The 19,087-nt window shown below is 58.5% G+C and carries 22 protein-coding genes; 14 read left to right on the forward strand and 8 right to left on the reverse strand.

Going from position 1 to position 19,087, the window contains the following annotated elements; genetic code table 11:
- Positions 1-16 precede the first annotated feature (16 nt).
- The 3 genes from ligD to NKI96_RS08425 form a co-directional block, all read right to left on the reverse strand.
- Entirely contained in the window at positions 17-2,659 is a 2,643-nt protein-coding gene (gene ligD / locus NKI96_RS08415; protein ID WP_352803723.1) for a DNA ligase D, read from the reverse strand.
- Positions 2,660-2,821: 162 nt separating this feature from the next.
- Positions 2,822-3,115 (reverse strand): hypothetical protein, encoded by a 294-nt coding sequence (locus NKI96_RS08420; protein WP_023687836.1) that lies wholly within the window; start codon positions 3,113-3,115, stop codon positions 2,822-2,824.
- A complete protein-coding gene (locus tag NKI96_RS08425; protein ID WP_155921617.1) occupies positions 3,112-3,336 on the reverse strand; it encodes a hypothetical protein in 225 nt (74 codons plus the stop codon). The genes NKI96_RS08420 and NKI96_RS08425 overlap by 4 nt, the downstream gene beginning before the upstream one ends.
- A 193-nt stretch (positions 3,337-3,529) precedes the next feature.
- Between NKI96_RS08425 and NKI96_RS08430 the strand changes: the two genes are divergently transcribed.
- Entirely contained in the window at positions 3,530-4,522 is a 993-nt protein-coding gene (locus NKI96_RS08430; protein WP_023691410.1) for a YihY/virulence factor BrkB family protein, read from the forward strand.
- A 73-nt stretch (positions 4,523-4,595) separates the two neighbouring features.
- Positions 4,596-4,892 carry a hypothetical protein gene (locus tag NKI96_RS08435; RefSeq protein ID WP_023668045.1) on the forward strand — a complete coding sequence of 99 codons (297 nt, stop codon included), beginning with the start codon at positions 4,596-4,598 and terminating at the stop codon, positions 4,890-4,892.
- A gap of 91 nt (positions 4,893-4,983) precedes the next feature.
- On the opposite strand, the gene NKI96_RS08440 is transcribed toward NKI96_RS08435, so the two are convergent.
- Entirely contained in the window at positions 4,984-6,384 is a 1,401-nt protein-coding gene (locus tag NKI96_RS08440; RefSeq protein ID WP_023729500.1) for a phospholipase D family protein, read from the reverse strand.
- Positions 6,385-6,806: 422 nt separating this feature from the next.
- Here NKI96_RS08440 and NKI96_RS08445 point away from each other — a divergent pair, with 422 nt between their 5' ends.
- The 6 genes from NKI96_RS08445 (at position 6,807) to NKI96_RS08470 (ending at position 9,601) form a co-directional block, all read left to right on the forward strand.
- A complete protein-coding gene (locus NKI96_RS08445) occupies positions 6,807-7,334 on the forward strand; it encodes a YciE/YciF ferroxidase family protein (RefSeq protein ID WP_023681150.1) in 528 nt (175 codons plus the stop codon).
- A 63-nt stretch (positions 7,335-7,397) separates the two neighbouring features.
- Positions 7,398-7,553: a hypothetical protein gene (locus NKI96_RS08450; RefSeq protein ID WP_155921618.1), complete on the forward strand. Its 156-nt coding sequence runs from the start codon at positions 7,398-7,400 to the stop codon at positions 7,551-7,553.
- Positions 7,550-7,762 (forward strand): hypothetical protein, encoded by a 213-nt coding sequence (locus tag NKI96_RS08455; RefSeq protein WP_245260612.1) that lies wholly within the window; start codon positions 7,550-7,552, stop codon positions 7,760-7,762. The genes NKI96_RS08450 and NKI96_RS08455 overlap by 4 nt, the downstream gene beginning before the upstream one ends.
- Positions 7,763-7,830: 68 nt before the next feature.
- Positions 7,831-8,607 (forward strand): exodeoxyribonuclease III, encoded by a 777-nt coding sequence (xth, locus tag NKI96_RS08460; RefSeq protein ID WP_023821871.1) that lies wholly within the window; start codon positions 7,831-7,833, stop codon positions 8,605-8,607.
- Between the two features lie 118 nt (positions 8,608-8,725).
- Positions 8,726-9,289, forward strand: a complete 564-nt coding sequence (locus tag NKI96_RS08465; RefSeq protein WP_032902380.1) for a hypothetical protein — start codon at positions 8,726-8,728, stop codon at positions 9,287-9,289.
- A 15-nt stretch (positions 9,290-9,304) separates the two neighbouring features.
- The gene (locus NKI96_RS08470; RefSeq protein ID WP_023687830.1) at positions 9,305-9,601 is read left to right on the forward strand and encodes a SemiSWEET family sugar transporter; all 297 of its coding nucleotides are present in this window, start codon (positions 9,305-9,307) and stop codon (positions 9,599-9,601) included.
- Between the two features lie 100 nt (positions 9,602-9,701).
- Here NKI96_RS08470 and NKI96_RS08475 read toward each other — a convergent pair whose 3' ends face one another.
- Complete coding sequence (locus tag NKI96_RS08475; protein WP_023668038.1) at positions 9,702-10,301, reverse strand: cupin; 600 nt, start codon at positions 10,299-10,301, stop codon at positions 9,702-9,704.
- Between the two features lie 40 nt (positions 10,302-10,341).
- Positions 10,342-10,851: a pyridoxamine 5'-phosphate oxidase family protein gene (locus tag NKI96_RS08480; protein WP_023712198.1), complete on the reverse strand. Its 510-nt coding sequence runs from the start codon at positions 10,849-10,851 to the stop codon at positions 10,342-10,344.
- Between the two features lie 140 nt (positions 10,852-10,991).
- Here NKI96_RS08480 and NKI96_RS08485 point away from each other — a divergent pair, with 140 nt between their 5' ends.
- Positions 10,992-11,168, forward strand: a complete 177-nt coding sequence (locus NKI96_RS08485; RefSeq protein ID WP_155922451.1) for a hypothetical protein — start codon at positions 10,992-10,994, stop codon at positions 11,166-11,168.
- Positions 11,169-11,351: 183 nt separating this feature from the next.
- Here NKI96_RS08485 and NKI96_RS08490 read toward each other — a convergent pair whose 3' ends face one another.
- Positions 11,352-12,269, reverse strand: a complete 918-nt coding sequence (locus tag NKI96_RS08490; protein ID WP_023700021.1) for a glycoside hydrolase family protein — start codon at positions 12,267-12,269, stop codon at positions 11,352-11,354.
- A gap of 353 nt (positions 12,270-12,622) precedes the next feature.
- Here NKI96_RS08490 and NKI96_RS08495 point away from each other — a divergent pair, with 353 nt between their 5' ends.
- The 3 genes from NKI96_RS08495 to NKI96_RS08505 are packed head-to-tail and all read left to right on the forward strand — an operon-like array spanning position 12,623 to position 15,509.
- Positions 12,623-13,795: a glycosyltransferase family protein gene (locus tag NKI96_RS08495; RefSeq protein WP_023704621.1), complete on the forward strand. Its 1,173-nt coding sequence runs from the start codon at positions 12,623-12,625 to the stop codon at positions 13,793-13,795.
- Between the two features lie 2 nt (positions 13,796-13,797).
- On the forward strand, positions 13,798-14,940 hold the full coding sequence (glf, locus tag NKI96_RS08500; RefSeq protein WP_023754459.1) for a UDP-galactopyranose mutase: 1,143 nt from the start codon (positions 13,798-13,800) through the stop codon (positions 14,938-14,940).
- 47 nt (positions 14,941-14,987) lie between these two features.
- Positions 14,988-15,509, forward strand: coding sequence for a ferritin-like domain-containing protein (locus tag NKI96_RS08505; RefSeq protein ID WP_023687824.1), 522 nt, complete (start codon positions 14,988-14,990; stop codon positions 15,507-15,509).
- Positions 15,510-15,578: 69 nt separating this feature from the next.
- On the opposite strand, the gene NKI96_RS08510 is transcribed toward NKI96_RS08505, so the two are convergent.
- A complete protein-coding gene (locus NKI96_RS08510; protein WP_023691420.1) occupies positions 15,579-16,736 on the reverse strand; it encodes a hypothetical protein in 1,158 nt (385 codons plus the stop codon).
- A gap of 298 nt (positions 16,737-17,034) precedes the next feature.
- On the opposite strand from NKI96_RS08510, the gene NKI96_RS08515 reads away from it, so the two are divergent.
- The gene (locus tag NKI96_RS08515; protein WP_023668030.1) at positions 17,035-17,925 is read left to right on the forward strand and encodes an MBL fold metallo-hydrolase; all 891 of its coding nucleotides are present in this window, start codon (positions 17,035-17,037) and stop codon (positions 17,923-17,925) included.
- A gap of 271 nt (positions 17,926-18,196) precedes the next feature.
- A complete protein-coding gene (gene cyoA, locus NKI96_RS08520) occupies positions 18,197-19,087 on the forward strand; it encodes a ubiquinol oxidase subunit II (RefSeq protein WP_050586850.1) in 891 nt (296 codons plus the stop codon).

A 19,087-nucleotide genomic window follows, 5' to 3' on the forward strand; every position in this document is an offset into this window, starting at 1 on the left:
GCGCGAACCGAAGTCGTCATGCGGCGAGCTTTGCTGAACCAATCCGTTTGATGGCACTGCTGATCGACCGTTCGCCATCGTCGTAGTCGGCCCAGGCGACGGTCTTTTCCAGGTGGCCCGGGACCGTGCGAACGGTGTATTTTGTCGGATCGAGATCCGCCTTCACCTGACCCCATGTCAGCGGCATGGATACAGTCGCGCCTTCCCTGGCGCGAGGGGAGAGAGGGGCGACGGCTGTCGCCATGCGATCATTCCTGAGATAGTCGAGAAAAATCCGGGATGTCCGCAGCTTCTTGGCCATGTTGACGAGGTAGAGATCGGGGCTGTCTGCCGCCATCTGCATGCAGACGGCCTTTGCGAAGGCCTTGGCCTCGGCCCATGTCGTCTTGCTGCGTTGGGCCGTCAATGGCGTCACGACATGCAAGCCTTTGCCGCCCGTCGCTTTGCAGAAGCTCACCAAGCCCAGATCTTCGAGACGATCGCGCATTTCCTTGGCTGCCGCGACCACCTTCGCAAAAGGGACTTCCGGACCGGGGTCAAGGTCGAAGACAAGTCGGCCAGGTATTTCGGGATGACCCGGCTGGCAATTCCAGGGGTGAAGCTCAAGGCCGCCTATCTGGGCGATCGCGGCCAGACCCTCGACGCGGTCGATTTGCAGATACGGTTTGTGGTCGCCGAAGACTTTTACCAGTTCCAGCAGATTGGATGTGCCTGGCATTGCGTGGCGCTGGAAAAACTGCTCGCCGGCGTAGCCATCCGGCGCACGCACGAGTGAACAGGGACGACCTTTGATATGTCTGATCATCCAGGGGCCAACGGTCTCGAAATATTCTGCAAGATCGAGCTTGTCGACGGGCTGACCGTCGCCGGCATTCGGCCAAAGCGGCTTGTCCGGCTTGGAAATGATGACGCCCATGACAACCGGGCTTTTTCCTGTCTTGCCAGTCACCTTGGCAGGGTCGGCAATCGGCGTCTCTTGAGGATCGGCTGGACGCTCGGCCTCGACGTCTTTTGCGGGCTTGTCTTCACGCAGGCCTTTGAAGGCGGCCTGCCGGATATTGCCACCCCCGGTCCAGCCGGCGAACTCGATTTCCGCGACCAATTCCGGCTTCGTCCAGAAGACGGTTGAATTCCTTTTCGGTGCGCCATCGCCGGTAAACGGCGACGTCGCGGCTTTCATCTCCTGCAGCCTGCGCATCAGCTGCTTGACCTTTGCCTCGCTGAATCCGGTCCCCACACGGCCGATATAAGCGAAATGTTCACCGCGATTGACGCCGACGAGCAATGACCGGAATTTGCCGTTGGTCGTCGACCAGCCGCCGATGACCACCTCATGCCCGGCGCGGCATTTCGATTTTGCCCAGGTGTCGGTCCTCCCCGAAACATAGGTCGCATCGGCCTTTTTGGAGACAATCCCCTCAAGCGACAGGCGACAGGCAGAACGCAGCACCGCGTCGCCGCCATTGCTGAAGTGCTCGACATAGCGGATGAGATTTTGCTCGCCGCGATCGACTTCGCCGAGCATCTCGCTCAGACGTTCCTTCCGTTGTGAGAGAGGCATCTTTCGCAGATCGACGCTATTTGCGAAGAGCAGGTCAAAGGCAAAGTAGATCAGGTCCTTCGTCCGGCGCTCCGACAGCGCTGCCTGCAGTGCGGCAAAATCGGGCGCGCCGTTCTCGCCAAGCGCTACGATCTCGCCGTCGATGATGACGTTGGGAAGACTGGCGGCCTCCTTTGCGATGGCGCCAAATTTCTCCGTCCAGTCAAGACCCTTGCGGGTCCTAAGCGCGATGTCCTTGTCTTCCACGCGCAACTGGACGCGATAACCGTCAAACTTGATTTCGTGAACCCAGTTCGTCCCGGCCGGCGGCCGGGAGAGCGTCGCGCAAAGCTGTGGTGGGATGAAGTCGGGCATCTTCGCCGCTGAGGCACCAGCGGCTCGCTTCGGCCGCGGAGCAGGCTTTGCCGACCTGGCGGCGCGCTTGTCGGCATGGCCGCGCTTGCTGTCCCAAACGGCATCCGCATCGGCCAACGATGAACCTTTCATCATGAACGGCTTCGGACCTGCCCCCTTCCCCGCTGCAATCCTCTCCATGCTCCGACCCGAGGCGACGGATCGATCCTGAGCCAGCACCGCATCGCCATTGCCCTCTGTCGCGTATTTGTCGCGGTGTTTGATCAGCAGCCAGTTGGTCCGCTTCCCGCCATTGCGGTCATGCTTCATGCGCACTAGGACGAAACTTCCATGCAGGCGCTTGCCCTGCAGCGTGAATTTCAGGTCGCCTTTTTCCAACGCCTTTTCGGGAGACATGGCGCCTTCCGGTTCCCAATATCCGCGATCCCACAACTGCACCGTGCCGCCACCATATTGTCCTTTGGGAATCGTGCCTTCGAAGTCGCCGTACTCCAGCGGGTGATCCTCAACCTCCACGGCAAGTCGTTTGTCGTGAGGATCCAGTGATGGACCTTTGGTCACAGCCCATGATTTGAAGACCCCGCCAAGCTCGAGGCGAAGATCATAGTGCAGCCGCGTGGCCGCGTGTTTTTGGATGACGAACCGGAGTCGGTTCGAACCCGCAATCGAGCTTTCGCCGCTGGGCTCTTTCGTCTTCGCGAAATCCCTTTTGGCCCGGTAGGTTGAAAGCTCGCCCGTTTTCATGGAAGTGCCCCGACTAATGACGCAACGCCGGGACTCAACGCAGTGGGTGAGATTTGGTTCGGTTCATAGCCGAGACGACGCCGATGCTGCTTTTCCGCTTCAGAGTGGCATCGGCGTCAAATGAGGCCTTCACGGAGACTACAGGTGTCGTCACCGCTGACGTTAAGGTTCCTTGGTTTGCCCAACCATTTTTGCAAGCTCTGAAAATGGTGGGATGTCCAGTTCGCCTTGCGCGTTGTTTGCGATCTGCAGAAGCCGGATCGGGAAGCAGATCGCGTCACGGTTGGCCGGTGACATGTCTTCGTAGGTCCGCTCGTCACCTGTCATGGACGCCTCTGCCTTTCGCAGGGCGGTATCGATCTCGTCAATTGACAGCAGACCTTTGTGAACGAGCAGGTTGTTGATTGACGCGACCGCCATCATCAACCCTTCAAGCTGAAGATTGGCAACGTTCATGGCTTGACCGTGTTTCCGCCGCCCGGCCTCGCCGGGGCGTTCTGGCCATCGGATTGGTGCGTCTTGTCATCCACCTCATTGACTGGCCGCGTCAGACCGACCCCACTCTTGGGTTTCTTGTTGCCGGCCGCATCCTGAGAGAACGCATCCGAAGGATCAGGACCTGTTCTAGCCGGGTACTTCGTTGCGCCGGTCTCGCGACGGTTTTCATTATCAGGCATTTTTGATCACTCCAATCGGATGACCGATAACCATTACGAGCCCGGCGAGTTCCGGCGCCGCATGGAACATTTCTGGCCGTTCGTGCAGAGACAAGCGGGCGTGTCTCGGCAATCGCGCCTCGCGCACTGGCGGCAGGTCTCGCTTTCGTTGCCGACAGCACTAGGTTGCTCGTTGAGGCAAAAGGAATTCCCCATGCGGGTGGCACGCGAAGCCTGGGTTCTTGGCAAGGAGAGCATCCTCGGATTCATCAACGACAATGCCCTCAGCCACGGTGCGGCGATGGCGTTCTATGCCGTTACGTCCCTGGCCCCGATCTTGTTGATCGTTGTTGCGATTGCTGGACTTGTCTTTGGGCATGAAGCAGCTCAACTCGCTCTGTCGGCCGAAATCGCAGGCGTGATGGGATCGCAAACCAGCGACCTTCTGCGCAGCACCATCGAAAGCGCTTCTCACAGAACCGCCGGCACTGTTGCCACCTTGGTGGGCATCGTCACCCTCTTCGTGACAGCCTCCGGGGTGTTTGGCGAAATGCAGCTTTCGCTCAACACAATCTGGAAGATTGACCCACCACCCATGTCTGTGTCGCGATTGGTGCGGGCGCGGGCGGCCAGCCTGGGTCTGGTTGCAGCGTTGGGATTTCTACTGCTTGTGTCGTTGGCGGCGAGTGCCGCCATTTCCGCGCTTGGCGCTGTCATCAACGCCCATCTGCCGTTCGGCACGATCATTCTCGCGTCGATAAACGGCATTGTATCATTCGTGCTGATTTCCGCTCTGTTTGCCGCGATCTTCAAGATCCTGCCGGACCGGTCGCTCGCTTGGCGCGATGTCGCAATTGGCGCGGCAGTGACCGCTTTGCTCTTCACCATCGGCAAGTCGCTGATTGGCTGGTATATCGGAACCAGCGCGATTGCATCCTCCTATGGCGCGGCGGGTGCACTGCTGGTCGTGCTGCTTTGGGTTTACTATTCGTCTGAGATATTCCTGCTCGGCGCCGAGTTCACGCGGGCCTATTCCGTCCGTCTCGGCAGTCGGTCCGACCTTCAACCGATAGTGGAGGCAGAGAGCCCGTCGCGACAGACATCGAACCTTGGACCAACCATCCAACGCGAGGTGCAGGCCTGGATTGTGATCACGGGTTTGCTGACCTTCGTGGCGACACGGGTCTGGCCATCGCGGCGATCTTAGCTGCTTCCCACCAATTCTGTTTCTTTGGAACGCAACCCGGACACCGGAATTGCATAGGAACAGGAGGTTGCCCATGCCAAAATTCCGCTTTGAGACGACAGTATCCGGCCAGACTACCGCTCTCGAGGAAGAGCTAGCGAGTGCGGAGATGGCCAGTCCGAGAGCAATAGAGATGGCGCGCGTAGCGGTGGCGGCGGATCCTGGGTCAGGAACCAAGCAATCGGGATCGACTATCAAGGTCTACGATGAAGCCGGATACCTGGTCGCCACAGTCAATTTTTCCGACGTGTTGCCGAGTGATCCGGACGCCGGACAGCATGGGATTGGCGACGCGGTTGTCGAAGAACCGGGTGTGATGCGGTCTGGCTGACCCGTGGTAGATCAGGGTTTCACGTTTCGCTCACGCGATCCCCGGCAGGGCAATTCGCTGAGATCGCGAGGTCCTCGGCCATCATCAGATGCTAGAGCTGAGATTCGATCGGGAGGTGACGGACGAAGACCGCCAGGATACGGCGAAAAAATCCGGCTTCTGGTTCATGCGTATAGTCCTGAATCTTGCCTTCGCCGCATCCATGCCAATGCAGGACATTGTGTTTCAGTTCGAGCCGATAGCTTGTTTCCGGAGATATTTCCGATTGGAATCGATGCCGCAGCTCGGCGACCATTTTCGGATCCTCAAACAGAACGCCCATTTCCGAATTCAAGGACACTGACCGTGGATCGAAATTGAAGGAACCAACAAAGCCGATATTGTCGTCGACGGTGAAAGCTTTCGTATGCAGACTGGCGCCCTTCGAGCCAAACACCGAGATTGCCGAGCGCCGGTTGAACGGCTGAAGCTCGAAAATTTTGACGCCATTCCTCAGCAGCCGCTTGCGATAGTTTGCGTAAGCGCCATGGACTGCGGCCACGTCGGTAGCGGCCAGGGAGTTGGTCAGAACCGAAACGTCAACACCGGCGCCGACAAGGTCCAGCAAGATCGCTGTGCCCCTTTTGCCGGGGATGAAATAGGGCGACACAATTTCCAGACACCCGCGCGTGGATTGGATGATCGGACGCAGCTCTTTCATAAGCCAGCTGCGACGTCTCCAACCACGAACCTTCTCCGGCGGATCGGAAATGACCCGCACGCCATCCACCCAATGAACGTCGTTGCTGGCCGCAATAAACTCTGTGATCGAGCCCCGGTTGCCGATGCCGTTCAGGAATTTGGGATCGGGGCCGGTATCGCTTCCTTCAAGCCATTTGGCATGCTCATGCTCAGCCACTGATCCCAAGGTTTTGATTGGCTTGGCTTCATTGCAAGCCCAGAAGGCATCGAATATCGCCGCGGTTTGCCGTACCGCAGGCCCCAGGAGCAGCAGATCGAGGTCCCGGAAATTGGTTTCTGCCGCATCGAAATAGGCATCGCCAACATTCCGACCGCCGACAATGGCAAATTTGTCGTCGACGATCCAAGCCTTGTTGTGCATCCGTCGCGTCAATGCAAAGAGCCGCAACAGCACTTCCACACCACGCATGATCCGGCCGCGCCTGATACCGCTCGGATTGAACAACTTCAGTTCGATGTTTGGATGGTGGTTCAGCGCCAGATATGCCGCATCATTTTTGCGCGGATTGACGTCGTCAAGGAGCATGCGCACCCGAACACCGCGCTCAGCAGCTCGAAAAACCTCGCGAAGCAGCAAGCGGCCGGTGTGGTCATCATGCCAAAGGTAATACATCAGGTCGAGACTGCGCTCAGCGCTCCTTGCCGCCAGCACGCGCACGGCGAAAGCGTCATAATTGTCCGAGACAAGCAGCAAGCCGCTCTTGCCGGCCTTGATGTTGTGGTCTGCGGTTCGCGAAAGCGATACGTCCATGAAAATTGCCACCTTTGGACGGCGCTCGCGCCATCCCGCTTAAATCATAGCTAGAACCATTCTGAGGTATTCTGGTTGCATACGCAGCGTCCAATCACCCAATTCCTGGATGCAAGCGGGGCCCAGCAATCAAGCGGCTGCAGAGCGGTAAGGAGGCTTGAGAGGCGTTGCCCCGACTGCTCTGCTGCCGCCGCGGAACTTGCTTCTCCTGTAGTGCCAGCCCCTCACACCGTGAACTGTTGGCGAGAGCCCGATGGCGTGCGCCCCGCCGCGGCTCTTCGACGAGAATGACGTGGTCGTTGTTCTCACTGAAGCGCACGACCCCTTAAATTTAGATATCTCCATTATGCCGGAACCGGGTTCGGGTTTCCGAGTTAAGAAAATGCTCGCGACGGGCAATTTTCAACAGAGGAGACGGCACAATGCCCACTGCCAAGAAAGCCAATGGCAACAACAAGGACCTGGAGGACCTTTTCCTCGATGGCCTCAAAGACATCTACTATGCCGAGAAGAAAATTCTGAAAGCCTTGCCGAAGATGGCCAAAGGCGCATCCGAAGAGCAAGTTTCGGCAGCATTCGAGAAGCACCTCGCTGAAACCGAGGGGCAGGTCGAACGTCTGGAGGAGGTCTTCGAGATTCTCGGCGCTGCCGCGCGCGGCAAAACCTGCCCGGCGATCGACGGCATCCTGGAGGAAGGATCTGAAATCCTTCAGGAGTACAAGGGTTCGACTTCGCTCGATGCAGGGCTCGTCGGTGCCGCGCAAGCAGTGGAGCACTACGAGATCGCCAGGTATGGAACCCTGATCGCCTGGGCTACGACGCTCGGCAAGGACGACGTGGTTGCGCTCCTCAATGCGACACTTGAAGAGGAGAAGGCCACCGACGAGGCGTTGACTGCCCTCGGTGAAGCCGGCGTCAACGAACGAGCGGCAGAACGGAAAGCGGCTTGATTGATCGCCTACCCAACCGCCTCGGCGACCCATGTGCCGAGGCGGTCCCGGGAGATGAAGGACATGATCACGCATATCTACAAAGGACTGGAATGTTTCCTGCTTGAGTGTTCGGCCGCGCTGGTCAGGCGCCGCGCGCTTGGCGGTTCGCGCAGCGATCCTCGGCAGCTGCGAGAAGAGCGCAGAGATGAGTTCAGGGCCCGCAAAGCCGCCGAATGAGCGCCAAGATGGAGAGTCGGATGGGCTTCTTTGGAAAATATTTCTCAGGACTGTTGAGCAAGAAATCGACTGACGGCAAGGGGAGCGGCGATATGCGGAAAGCTACCGGCGCGGGTCCGGCAATTGCCGCGCATTCCAAAGATGCAAAGACATCCGCTGCTTCCGGTCAAAGGACCAATGCTTCGAGCAAAAATGCAGATGGACGATGACAAAAGGCAAGATTTGGCTACCGACTCTATGTCGCATCGAAGCGGCGCAAAGACGTTAAATCGTCGAGATGACCCGCATCGCAACCTTCAACGTCAATGGCGTCAACGGCCGACTGCCAGTGCTTCTCAAGTGGCTTGGCGAAACCGGCTATGACATCGTCTGCCTTCAAGAACTGAAGACCTCTGACGAAAAATTTCCCGTCGATGCGATTAGAAACGCCGGCTATGGCGCAATCTGGCACGGACAGAAGTCCTACAATGGCGTGGCAATCCTCGCTCGCGGGATTGAGCCGCTGGAACGTCGTCGAGGTCTGCCGGGCGATCCCGGCGATTCGCACAGCCGCTACATCGAGGCAGATGTGAATGGGCTTGTTGTCGGCTGCCTGTATTTGCCCAATGGCAATCCAGCGCCGGGGCCGAAGTTCGACTACAAACTTCGCTGGTTCCGACGTTTGATCACCTATGGCCAGGTGCTGCTCGGCGATAGCTCACCGACCATCCTGTGCGGCGACTATAACGTCGTTCCAGGCCCGATCGACGCGGCGGTGCCGGGGCGCTGGGTTGGCGATGCCGTTTACTTCCCCGAGAGCCGGAGCGCGTACGCCGAAATGCTTGCTCAGGGCTGGATCGATGCCGTCCGTCGCATTCATCCAGAAAAGGGAATTTACACCTATTGGAACTTCTCCTACCGCGGCGGGTACGATCGGAGTTCCGGGCTTCGGATGGACCATCTCTTGCTGAGTTCATCCCTATTGGATCGCCTGAAGAATGCCGGAGTAGATGCCGAAACGCGTGCGTGGGACAAGCCGAGCGATCATGCGCCAGCCTGGATAGAACTTGATTGAGCTTCCTCGGCAAGGAGCCTGAAGACCTGGTGGCGCTCCTTCGTGATTACATTTGGCCGCGCATGTCTATCGTCAACAATGAGGACTGCCGGCGCCAAGCGATTCAAAGGACGCAATGATGACAAACACTCAAAAGGAAGCTGAACTGATTGCGCGCCTTGCACGCCAGCATGGCGTCACTGATGGCGCTGTCATGGCTGTCCTTGAGGCGTTGCGGCGTGGTGGTGGAACCATGGCCCAGTTCAGCCACGTCGACTTCGGAGGAATGTCACAATGGTCCTCCGGCATGACGATGGTCGGCGACATGTTCGATGACAGCCTCAAGGCGAAGCTCAACACTATCGCGGCGGAGCTCTCGGCCTACCTGCGCGATCATCCCGCCAAGCCACAACGCGACGACACGAGCTATCGTTCTGCAGCTATGGCCCACGCCGGCTCATGGTGGCCTGAGGAGTTTGGGAGCCCGTCTGCCGCTGGTTCTCAAAACAATATGCGCTACGCAGCGTTTCCTGAGCAAAGCCGCCTGGTCATCGACGATCATGGAAAGATGGAGATTTATGACACAGGCGACCATCGCATATCCGGTGTTTCGCAGAGCCAGAGCACGGACCCCACCCTGACCTTTGTCAGCCAGCACGGCGTGGTCCGCGTATCTGATCTCAAGCGCGTATCTGCGACGTAGGTCAGGGCCGCTTCCATGCAGACAGTCACGCTCATCGGCTATCTCGCGACCGTCTGCTCGATGAGCAGTTTCACCCCGCAAGCCTGGAAAATCATCAGGACACGAGAGACAAGCGGCATCTCCGCACCGATGTATGCCATCACTGTGTTGGGCTTCGCCTTGTGGCTGGCCTTCGGCATCATGAAGGCAGAGTGGCCGATCATAATCACGAATGGCGTCTGTCTCCTGCTGTCAGCCTTCATTCTCACAATGACAGTCCTGCCGCAGGCTGAGAAAGACGCGGTTGCCAAGGCTTTCGACCCCGACGACTAAAGCGCGTCGCGTTTGAACGGACTCAGAAAACGCGCGCTTTGGGTCTTTGTTTTATGCATCTCTTCGTCTCAAAACCGGAGCCACTTTTGAGCGACATGCATTAGCGCTTCCAACTTTTCAGAAGCGGACCTTGGCTACCATATGCAGGATCCTTGCGCGGACGCCCCACCTTGGGGATGGTTGCGAGCGCATCGCTATGCTGATCCTTGCTCCTACATTCGTCATAAGTCCCAAATGGAGGATACGCGCCGACAACCAAAAAATCATCGGATGCCGAGAGGCATTGGTGCCCGGTGCCTGCCGGGAGGACCGCGACGTCGCCAGCCTTCAGCGACAGCGTTCGTCCTTTCTTGCCCCCAAACCGGACTTCAGCATTTCCGCGGGCAATGCCCAGAACCTCGTGTATTTGCGAATGATAGTGAACGTAATCATAGATGCCGTTTCGCCAGCTATCGCCCCATCCGTTTGCATCGAAAAGCACCTCCATGACGGCTGCTGGATCAAGTCCTTCGGGCAATTCGACGGCGCCTCGATAAACGACGAGCGGCCATGCTGGATGATTGGGTACAAGTCCATCATCCTTGAACCAGAACTCATTCGACTTTCGCTGCCTCACAAATCCGGCGACAGCTTGCTTGCGCGGTCTTGCGAAACCGGTGACGTTCTCGATCACTTTCTTGCTGGTTTCCAAAATGCTCATCGACGCTGCCTCTAAAGCAGAGGTTAGTTTAGCCGCTCGCTCAGAGCTCGACCTTTGCGTTGTCGCCCACATTCGGCTTGGCGCCGGTAACGGCCGCAAACACCATCGTTGCGGTAGCCATCATTAGCCCCGGGCTGTCCCACAATTCGCCTTCGTCGGGTTTGACCGTTATCAGACGAATCTCGGGATCATCGGCATTATCCCACCAGGCTGAGTCAGTTTTCTCCCAGAGCTCGGCGATCTTTTCCCTGTCATTTGTCACTGTGGCCGGGCCTGACATCGTGACGTATTTGTAGTGGCTGTTGTCACTCCAGGCCAATGTGACCTTTGGATAGGTCGACAGCTGCTTGCTCTTGGCGCTGTCGTCATTGACGAGGAAGTATATGGCGTTTTCTTCACGGACCACACGCGCAGATAGCGGACGGGCTCGATTGTACTCGCCGTCCCAGGTCACAAACATGCAGACGTCGATGTCCTCGGCGAGTTCCCAGATGCGGTCTGTTGCCTCGGCGGGCGTGAGGTCCGTCTGCTGCTCTCGGCGGTTAGCCATAAGCGTCCTCCTGCGGGTGAATATCCTCGCTTACAACTCACGTCCCGCCACGACGTTCCAACTCACTGGGTCCTTCGGCTTGCTAAAGCGGTGGAACTTTCGAAATTGCCGGAAGTTTGGATGGCAAACGCGAGGCCATGATGGCGGACAAGACGCTTCGAACATCAAGACGGACACCCGAGCAGGACGCTAAGGGTCAGTCGGAAAAGGACCACAAGGGCGGCGGAAACGATGGCGTCGCCAGCGCCGATCCGCGGGTGATCTCCGGCAAAAAAGACGGCGACGCGACATTCCCTGTCAAGGGACCGAAGAAATAGCTATGAGCCCATTAGTCGGGCATCTGGCGGTGTCATCGATGCGCGGAGACAATTGACGAACGGGCTGACATCATTTCGCGATGACACTTTGCTACCGTCACCGACGCGGATCACCTTCAACCCTCCGGAGTTCCATGGCCGCATGACGCGCATCCGCCTCAAGGCGCTAATGGCAGCCTGGAATCACGCGACCTTTGAAAAGAGAGCGACGTCGCATCTGGCCAAACCATAGCGCCATCGGTGATCGGTTGTGGCAACCCGGCTCTGGTAGAACAGTGAAAGCTGACTGCCATCGATCATCACTGTCGAGTGGCCGTTCTCGCCCGGTTGACCTGGCTCCAACACCGGGCCGATCGAAACGTAAGGGCCGCTGACCTCGTCGGCGATGGCAAAAAACACCCGTTGCCGGTTTCCCCGAAGGCCATTCGGAAGAAAGCAAGTGGCGTTGAGAAGCACCCGGCCGTCCGGCAGCTCGATCAGTTGCGCGCCCTCAATGCCCCATTCGTAGTCGGGATCATCTCTGGTGTTATGGTGGGGAACATCGTTGTGGTCGAGGATTTTGCCGATCCGCTTCCACGGACCGAACCACGAGTCGGACTGGCTACGTGCCAGATAGATGTCGGGCTGAGGCACCCTGGTGAATTTTGGCATAGCCGAATAAACCAGGTAGCGCCCACCGCCAATGACTGCTGGATGCGGATCGTAAATGCCGTCCTCTTCCGTGTCCGGGATGGCCAGAATGGCCGGACTGAGGACTACCCAATGGAACCCGTCGTTGGAAACCGCATGCTCGCAACGGCCACCCGACTTCATGAATTCTGTCTGGATGAACATGTGGAAGACGCCGCACTCGTGGGTCACACCGGGAGCCGCAACACCAGTACCGTTGATTGGAAGTTCGATCGGCTCATGCTCGGCCCACGGCCCATAAAGATCGGGCGCCGTGGCATGCAAGATTCTCCACGTCTCGGTGGTGACCGTGCCGCTTGACCCGAAGACGTGCCAGACACGGCCATCGAAGACAGGACACGGGTCCTTGAGATCATCCACGCTTTGCGGATGAAACAGTGGAAAAACGTTGGTTTCAAAGTTGATGTTCATGTCAGCCCCGGAATTCGCCTCGGCAGTCGGAGACGCGCAGAGATACAGGCGAATCATTGATGTTAGGCACATTCTATAGCCAACGAGTTCAACGCAAATACGGCAATGCCGCTGTCCACCAGCATTCGTCGTTCAACCACGCTTTCAGTGGCGGCCGGGTTCCGACAGCCGCCCTCGCCTCCGCACCCAGATCCCGCTTCGTGCGTGGACCAAGCGGGCGACCGGGCCTTCTTCATTTCAGTTGGAACAACTCACCTGATCGAAAGTTAGGAGCTGGAACTAAGTAGTTCTCTCCATTCGCGATTAACAAATGTTAATCGTAACATAAATAGTGTCACAGAGGGAGTATGTCAATGGAAGCGGCCTTTGGCGGGGTAACCGGCAGTCAATATGTTCGTCGCGAAAATATACTGGTTTGCTTCTCCCACTTACGATGGAATTTTGTTCACCAGCGTCCGCAGCATCTCCTCACTCTCGCATCCGCTCAGCAGAGAGTGGTCTACTTTGAAGAACCCGTTTTCGAAGAATTGCCGCAGCCGCTGATGCGGACGAGCGTGGCATCGGAAAACATTCTGATTGTCACACCAGTGCTGCCGCTTGGCACGTCGGCCGCGAAAGCAGATGCCGTCCAGCGGAGATTTGTGCAGCAGACCATCGCTTCTATGCCGCATAGCCGGCTGATCGCCTGGTACTACACCCCAATGGCTCTTCGCTTTACGGAATTCCTCGACCCAGACATATGCGTCTATGACTGCATGGACGAACTCTCTGCGTTCAGGAATGCGCCCCCCGAGCTGGGCCAGATGGAAAAGGCGCTTCTGCGTCGCGCGGATCTGGTTTTCACCGGTGGTCTAAGCTTGTTCGAGACCAAGCGTCACCTCCATCCCGCCATCTTTCCATTTCCGAGCAGCATCGATGTGAGGCACTTTCACACCGCAAGACGGCCAGGAAGGGACCCAGCCGACCAGGCGGGCATTCCTTCCCCGAGGGTTGGATATTTCGGCGTCATCGACGAGCGGCTTGACGTCGATCTCGTGGCGCTAGCGGCAAAGACAATGCCGGACGTGCATTTCGTCATGCTCGGTCCGGTTGTCAAGATCGACCCTGCAAGCCTGCCGCAAGCCGAAAACCTTCATTGGCTTGGCCCGAAAGCCTACTGCGATCTGCCCGACTATCTGCGCCATTGGGACGCCGGATGGATGCCGTTTGCCCTCAACGAGGCGACGCGTTTCATCAGCCCGACCAAGACGCCGGAATTTCTCGCGGCGGGTCTGCCGGTGATCTCGACGGCAATCGTCGACGTGGTGCGCAGTTACGGTGCTGCCGGGCTGGTGGAAATCGCCGACTGTGACGATCTGGAAATCAAGCTGCGCTCCGTCCTTTCGCGACCGCGTCAGATGCTCCTGCAGCAAGTCGATGCCTATCTTGCGGACATGTCCTGGGAACGGACATGGAATGCCATGGCAGCTCACATTGAGCGCGCCTACCAACGCAAGAAGGTCGTGCCCCTTCGCAGGAGTGCATAGCCATGTTCGATTGGCTGATCGTCGGCGCGGGTTTCGCCGGCAGTGTGCTTGCCGAACGGATAGCGTCGCAGCGTCAGGAAAGCGTTTTGCTGATCGATCGCCGCAGCCATGTGGGAGGCAACGCCTACGACTGCTACAATGAAGCCGGCATCCTCATCCATCGCTACGGCCCGCACATCTTCCACACCAACAGCCAAACGATCGTGGACCACCTTTCGCAGTTCACGCAATGGCGGCCGTACGAGCACAGGGTGTTGGCGGCCGTGGACGGGCAACTGGTTCCCATCCCGATCAATCTCGACACCATCAACCGGCTTTACGGGCTAGACCTGACCTCGGCACAGCTGGAGGATTTCTTCGCGTCGCGACGCGAAACGGTGGAGGATGTCCGAACGGCTGAGGACGTCGTCGTCAGCACCGTGGGGCGCGAGCTCTATGAAAAATTCTTCCGCGGCTACACAAGAAAGCAATGGGGCGTCGATCCCAGTCAGCTGAGCAAATCCGTGACGGCACGAGTGCCGACCAGGACCAACCGTGACGACCGCTATTTCAGCGACAGCTTCCAGAAAATGCCGGCCGGCGGGTACACGCGGATGTTCGAACGCATGCTCGATCATCCAAACATCAAGATCATGCTGCAGACCGACTTCCGTGAAATTCGTGAGAAGATACCGTTCAGGCGCATGGTTTATACCGGCCCGATCGATGAATATTTCGGCTGGCAGCTCGGGCACCTTCCGTACCGTTCGCTTCGTTTCGAGCACGTTACACTGGATTGCGAGCAATTTCAGCCGGTTGCCGTGGTCAATTATCCCCAGACGGAAGATTACACGCGCATTACCGAGTACAAACATCTGACCGGCCAGCAAAGTTCGCGGACCAGCCTGACCTACGAATACCCCACGGACATCGGGGATCCGTACTATCCCGTGCCCCGGCCCGAAAACGAAGTGCTCTACAAGCGCTACGAAGCGCTCGCGGCAAGCTGCCCAGACGTGTGGTTTGTCGGCCGGCTTGCAACTTACCGCTATTACAACATGGACCAGGTAGTCGGACAGGCTCTGGCCACTTTCGCGCGCATCCAAAAAAGCCTCCCGGTCTGGGCACGCACGGAGGAGCCGTTGTTGGCCGAGCCGAGAAGATAGTTTCTTCCAAGACGGAAGATCGGGCGGGTATCAGAAGGAGAAACTCGATGGATACAAACTTCAACTCGGAAAGCCGTGAGATATTTATCGTCGGCTTGCGCAACGCGCACGCCATGGAAAATCAAGCGCTGTCGATCATGAAGCCTCAGGTCGAGCGCATAGAGAACTATCCGGAGGTGGCCGATCGCTTGCGCCGGCACATTCAGGAAACCGAAGGCCAGATCACGAGACTCGAGTCCGTCCTGGAGGGCCTTGGTGAGGAGCACTCCACCCTCAAGGACACTGCCTTGTCGATGGTTGGCAGCGTGGCCGCCATTGGACATTCGATGGCCGGCGACGAGATCATCAAGAACAGCCTGGCGAATTTCGCATTCGAGAACTACGAGATTGCTGCCTACAATTCGCTGCTGGTACTGGCCGACGCCGGGGGCTTCCAGGATGCTGAAAGGGCCCTCAAGCAGAACCTGAACGAAGAGGAAGCCATGGCCAACTGGCTCAAGGAAAATCTGAGCGACGTTACCATGCGGTATGCCAGGCTGCGCGAGGCCGGGGCGACTGCAAAAAGCTGATGCACCGCACCGGCGCGGGCGGCGTTTCGAAACAGACGCTCGCCCGCCCCTCCCTCGTTTGAGGCCTCTTCAAGGCGTCGTGTCCGCCACGAGAAGAGCTTGCTGACGGGCCAGTTCATCTGCTGTGGGTTTGCGCAGGTGTCGCCTGCCATCAGCCTGGATGACGGAAAACAAACCAACCTCGGCATGTCGCGAATTGTCCCAGCCCGGGTAGGCCGTTATCGGGTACAGGCAAATACCCTCGATCGGCGCTCCGAGACTGATTGCGGAACGCACCTCGTCGCAGACATAGTGGAGCCAAGCCGGCCCGCCGGATCCCTCGGAACCGGTCTCCGCAATGAACATCGGCTTACCGTAGCGGTGGGCAACTTCTAGCAACATTTCCGACAGGGCGCGGTACTCGTGGTGTCCCATCGGAATCGTCGGCCCGTTTACGTACCATTGATTGTGCGGATAAAAATTCAAGCCCACGACATCGACAACATCTTCGCTCCCGCCCAACTCAGGTTCGACGCGGCCCAGCAACATGTCGTAAGCTTCGAACTGCCCCTGTCGGGCGTTTTCGGCCCGGCGCCGTTCGCTGCGGGTCCGGTCACGAGGGGCGATATGGATAAGCGGCTCGGCCCAGACAAATCTGCAGGCGGGGTCGATCTCCCGCATTGCACGAACACCCGCGATGGCGGCCTTCACGAGGTGCCGCTTGAACCATCCACGTTTGTTCGGCCCCACGCGCGGGAAATAGCCGACCTCGACAGCCCATGCGAAAAAGGAGATTTCGTTGATGGGACACAACAGAGGCGATGTTCCGGTGATCGAACGGTGTACCTTGACGGCTTCTGCCGCGAACGAGGCATAGGCGTCGATGAAATGCAGCGAGCCCTGATCGACATGGTCCGGAGATCCGTAGTGAAAGATGTCCCAGATTACCTGAACACCTGCCGATCGGGCTGCCTCCACCATTGGCGCCCAACTTGACCAGTCATAGGTTCCGGGAGCGGTTTCGATCAAATGCCAACGCAGGCCGTCGCGGATCGTGCGAAGGCCGAGTTCGGCGCAGCCGCGGTAGTCGCCCAGGGCATGCAAATTATGCGAGGTCGCACGAATAAGATCGAGGCGAACGCCGTCCTTGCGCCGGTGCGAGGAGCATTCAAAGCCTGCCATGAAAAAACTGGCGAAGCGCGAAGCTTCCGGAACCGAGGCCTCCGTCTGGCGTCCCACTTCGCTCATTTTTCGAAGTCTCCTTTGGGCAATCGGCTTCGAACTCGGCCGCCTTGTCCGGACCGGGAACCGCGTTGGCGAAATACCGAATTCAGTCGGGCGCGCCCCATGTTCGTTGCTCAGTCCAGCTAGTCCTTGCGTGGCCGGTAGTGCCGAACCCATTGGTAGAGCCTTTGTTCCGGTGGTGAACTGTCCGGGCGCCGCGTGCAAATGAGGAACAAGGAGGCCCGTCCCAAGTTCGGGGCGATGTACCGCCGCCGTCATCCACTCGAGCGGCTGCTCGGCAACAACAGAGGCATGGGATCACATGACCGTTCAGATTCGACTTTCCGAGATCGACCACGCCAGGCGCGAGGATCGTGGCGACGGCGCTTGGAGCATCGCACCGGACCTGGGTTACTTGCGGCTAGCAATCGTCAATGTCGTGTTCTTCGGCGCACCGGGCAGCGGAGATCGGAACTGGGTGCTGATCGATACCGGGTTGCCGACATCCCGCAGCAGCATTCTTGCGGTCGCGGAAAAGCGGTTCGGCGTCAACGCACGGCCGGCTGCAATCATCCTGACCCATGGCCATTTCGACCATGTGGGAACGGTTCTAGAACTCGCAAATGGCTGGGACGTGCCTGTCTTCGCCCATCCGCTCGAGCACCCCTATTTGGACGGAACCACATCCTATCCGCCACCGGATCCCTGGGTTGGGGGTGGACTGATGGCGCTGCTTTCACCGCTTTTTCCACGCGGGCCAATCGATCTTGGCAGCCGTTTGCAACCCTTGCCCGCCGATGGATCGATCCCCGGAATGCCCGGATGGCAATGGCTGCACACACCCGGACATGCCCCTGGGCATATCTCGCTCTGGCGCGAGCAAGACCGCTCGCTCATCGTAGGAGACGCTTTCATCACCACCGGTCAGGAGTCGGTCTATGAAGTCGCCATTCAGGATCTCGAGATGCACGGTCCGCCGCGCTATTTCACGCCAGACTGGGATGCAGCGGAAAGGTCCGTGAAGCATCTGGCTGCCTTGGGCCCCCAGATGGTCATCAGTGGACACGGTGCGGCTGCTGCGGGAGTGGGCATGCGTCAGGCTCTCGATAATCTGGCTGAGCGATTCAGGGTATTCGCCGTCCCGCCGAAATTGAAATTCGTGCGCGAGCCAGCGTCGCCGATAGCTAGGCCAATCGAGCCTCCATCGTTCTGAAATTATGGTCGGATTGGCGAACGCGGGACCATCGGACAGAGTAACTCGGTCCAGCGGAACAAACCCGGCCGGCGACAGTTGGGGCACTCGCTCAGGGGGCGACACCCCGCGAAGTGCCGCGAGGTTCCGCGCCATGGGGAGGCTCAGATGGAAACCCGATGAACGCATGCCCTAGCACGCGTTCCCGCAAAGAGAGATTGCAGAACCGGTGTTGTTGCCATCCAGCCCTAAGTTGACACGCCAACTGCTCTGTATCCTAGGAGGCGCATTCTTGCCCGGTTGCGCGGGGGGAGTGCTCGATCCCCAAGGACCAATTGGCGTCGGCAATCGCACGATTCTTTTGAACTCGCTGGCGGTGATGCTGGTGATCGTTGTTCCCACGCTTGTTGCGCTTCTGGCATTCGCCTGGAAGTTCCGCGCCTCGAACAGCAACGCCCGCTATAACCCGGAGTTCACCTATTCGGGACGCGTGGAGTTGATCGTCTGGTCGATCCCGACGCTCACCATCCTGTTCATTGGCGGGCTGATCTACTACGGATCGTATCAGCTCGATCCACGCAAACCGATCCCTTCTAGCCAGCCGCCGCTCGACATTCAGGTGGTGGCGCTCGACTGGAAATGGCTGTTCCTCTATCCCGAGCAGGGCGTGGGTGCTGTCAATCAACTGGTTATCCCCGCCGGTGTTCCAGTGCGTTTCAAGTTGACCTCGGCCAGCGTGATGAACACGTTCTTCGTGCCCCAGCTTGGCAGCATGGTCTACGTCATGAACGGCATGCAGACCGAATTGCATCTGCAGGCCGACCGCGAGGGCAGCTTTTTCGGCCAGTCGGCGCACTTCAGCGGCGACGGCTTCTCGGATATGAATTTCAGTGTGAGCGCGGTTTCAGCCGATGCCTTCACCCGCTGGGCGTCATCGCTGCGTGGCGGGGGCGGCGTGCTGAATGCCAATGCCTATCGCGAACTCGCCCGGCAAAGTACAAATGTGGCGCCGGCTTCCTTCGGTCATGTCCAGCCTGGGCTGTTCGAAGCGGTCGTTCAGCAGACGCTCCCACCGGGTCCGGGGCCTGCTGAGAGCGCAGCCAGCGGCGAGCCACAGGTGAGCCCAAGGGCATTACCGGCGGCGGCGGCAACGATGACCCATCATCCACAAGGCGCAGAATGA

Origin of the sequence: Mesorhizobium sp. M0292 (assembly GCF_040321695.1) — a bacterium.
GTDB lineage: Bacteria > Pseudomonadota > Alphaproteobacteria > Rhizobiales > Rhizobiaceae > Mesorhizobium.

What these genes read in the sequence shown, in the direction of transcription:
- NKI96_RS08430 (WP_023691410.1), top strand. Translation starts at nt 3,530, where the DNA reads ATGCGGGTGGCACGCGAAGCCTGGGTTCTTGGCAAGGAGAGCATCCTC.
- NKI96_RS08435 (WP_023668045.1), top strand. Translation starts at nt 4,596, where the DNA reads ATGCCAAAATTCCGCTTTGAGACGACAGTATCCGGCCAGACTACCGCT.
- NKI96_RS08425 (WP_155921617.1), bottom strand. Translation starts at nt 3,336, where the DNA reads ATGCCTGATAATGAAAACCGTCGCGAGACCGGCGCAACGAAGTACCCG.
- NKI96_RS08485 (WP_155922451.1), top strand. Translation starts at nt 10,992, where the DNA reads ATGGCGGACAAGACGCTTCGAACATCAAGACGGACACCCGAGCAGGAC.
- NKI96_RS08475 (WP_023668038.1), bottom strand. Translation starts at nt 10,301, where the DNA reads ATGAGCATTTTGGAAACCAGCAAGAAAGTGATCGAGAACGTCACCGGT.
- NKI96_RS08420 (WP_023687836.1), bottom strand. Translation starts at nt 3,115, where the DNA reads ATGAACGTTGCCAATCTTCAGCTTGAAGGGTTGATGATGGCGGTCGCG.
- NKI96_RS08450 (WP_155921618.1), top strand. Translation starts at nt 7,398, where the DNA reads ATGATCACGCATATCTACAAAGGACTGGAATGTTTCCTGCTTGAGTGT.
- NKI96_RS08455 (WP_245260612.1), top strand. Translation starts at nt 7,550, where the DNA reads ATGAGCGCCAAGATGGAGAGTCGGATGGGCTTCTTTGGAAAATATTTC.
- NKI96_RS08445 (WP_023681150.1), top strand. Translation starts at nt 6,807, where the DNA reads ATGCCCACTGCCAAGAAAGCCAATGGCAACAACAAGGACCTGGAGGAC.
- ligD (WP_352803723.1), bottom strand. Translation starts at nt 2,659, where the DNA reads ATGAAAACGGGCGAGCTTTCAACCTACCGGGCCAAAAGGGATTTCGCG.
- NKI96_RS08490 (WP_023700021.1), bottom strand. Translation starts at nt 12,269, where the DNA reads ATGAACATCAACTTTGAAACCAACGTTTTTCCACTGTTTCATCCGCAA.
- NKI96_RS08440 (WP_023729500.1), bottom strand. Translation starts at nt 6,384, where the DNA reads ATGGACGTATCGCTTTCGCGAACCGCAGACCACAACATCAAGGCCGGC.
- NKI96_RS08495 (WP_023704621.1), top strand. Translation starts at nt 12,623, where the DNA reads ATGGAAGCGGCCTTTGGCGGGGTAACCGGCAGTCAATATGTTCGTCGC.
- xth (WP_023821871.1), top strand. Translation starts at nt 7,831, where the DNA reads ATGACCCGCATCGCAACCTTCAACGTCAATGGCGTCAACGGCCGACTG.
- NKI96_RS08510 (WP_023691420.1), bottom strand. Translation starts at nt 16,736, where the DNA reads ATGAGCGAAGTGGGACGCCAGACGGAGGCCTCGGTTCCGGAAGCTTCG.
- NKI96_RS08470 (WP_023687830.1), top strand. Translation starts at nt 9,305, where the DNA reads ATGCAGACAGTCACGCTCATCGGCTATCTCGCGACCGTCTGCTCGATG.
- glf (WP_023754459.1), top strand. Translation starts at nt 13,798, where the DNA reads ATGTTCGATTGGCTGATCGTCGGCGCGGGTTTCGCCGGCAGTGTGCTT.
- NKI96_RS08505 (WP_023687824.1), top strand. Translation starts at nt 14,988, where the DNA reads ATGGATACAAACTTCAACTCGGAAAGCCGTGAGATATTTATCGTCGGC.
- NKI96_RS08515 (WP_023668030.1), top strand. Translation starts at nt 17,035, where the DNA reads ATGACCGTTCAGATTCGACTTTCCGAGATCGACCACGCCAGGCGCGAG.
- NKI96_RS08465 (WP_032902380.1), top strand. Translation starts at nt 8,726, where the DNA reads ATGACAAACACTCAAAAGGAAGCTGAACTGATTGCGCGCCTTGCACGC.
- NKI96_RS08480 (WP_023712198.1), bottom strand. Translation starts at nt 10,851, where the DNA reads ATGGCTAACCGCCGAGAGCAGCAGACGGACCTCACGCCCGCCGAGGCA.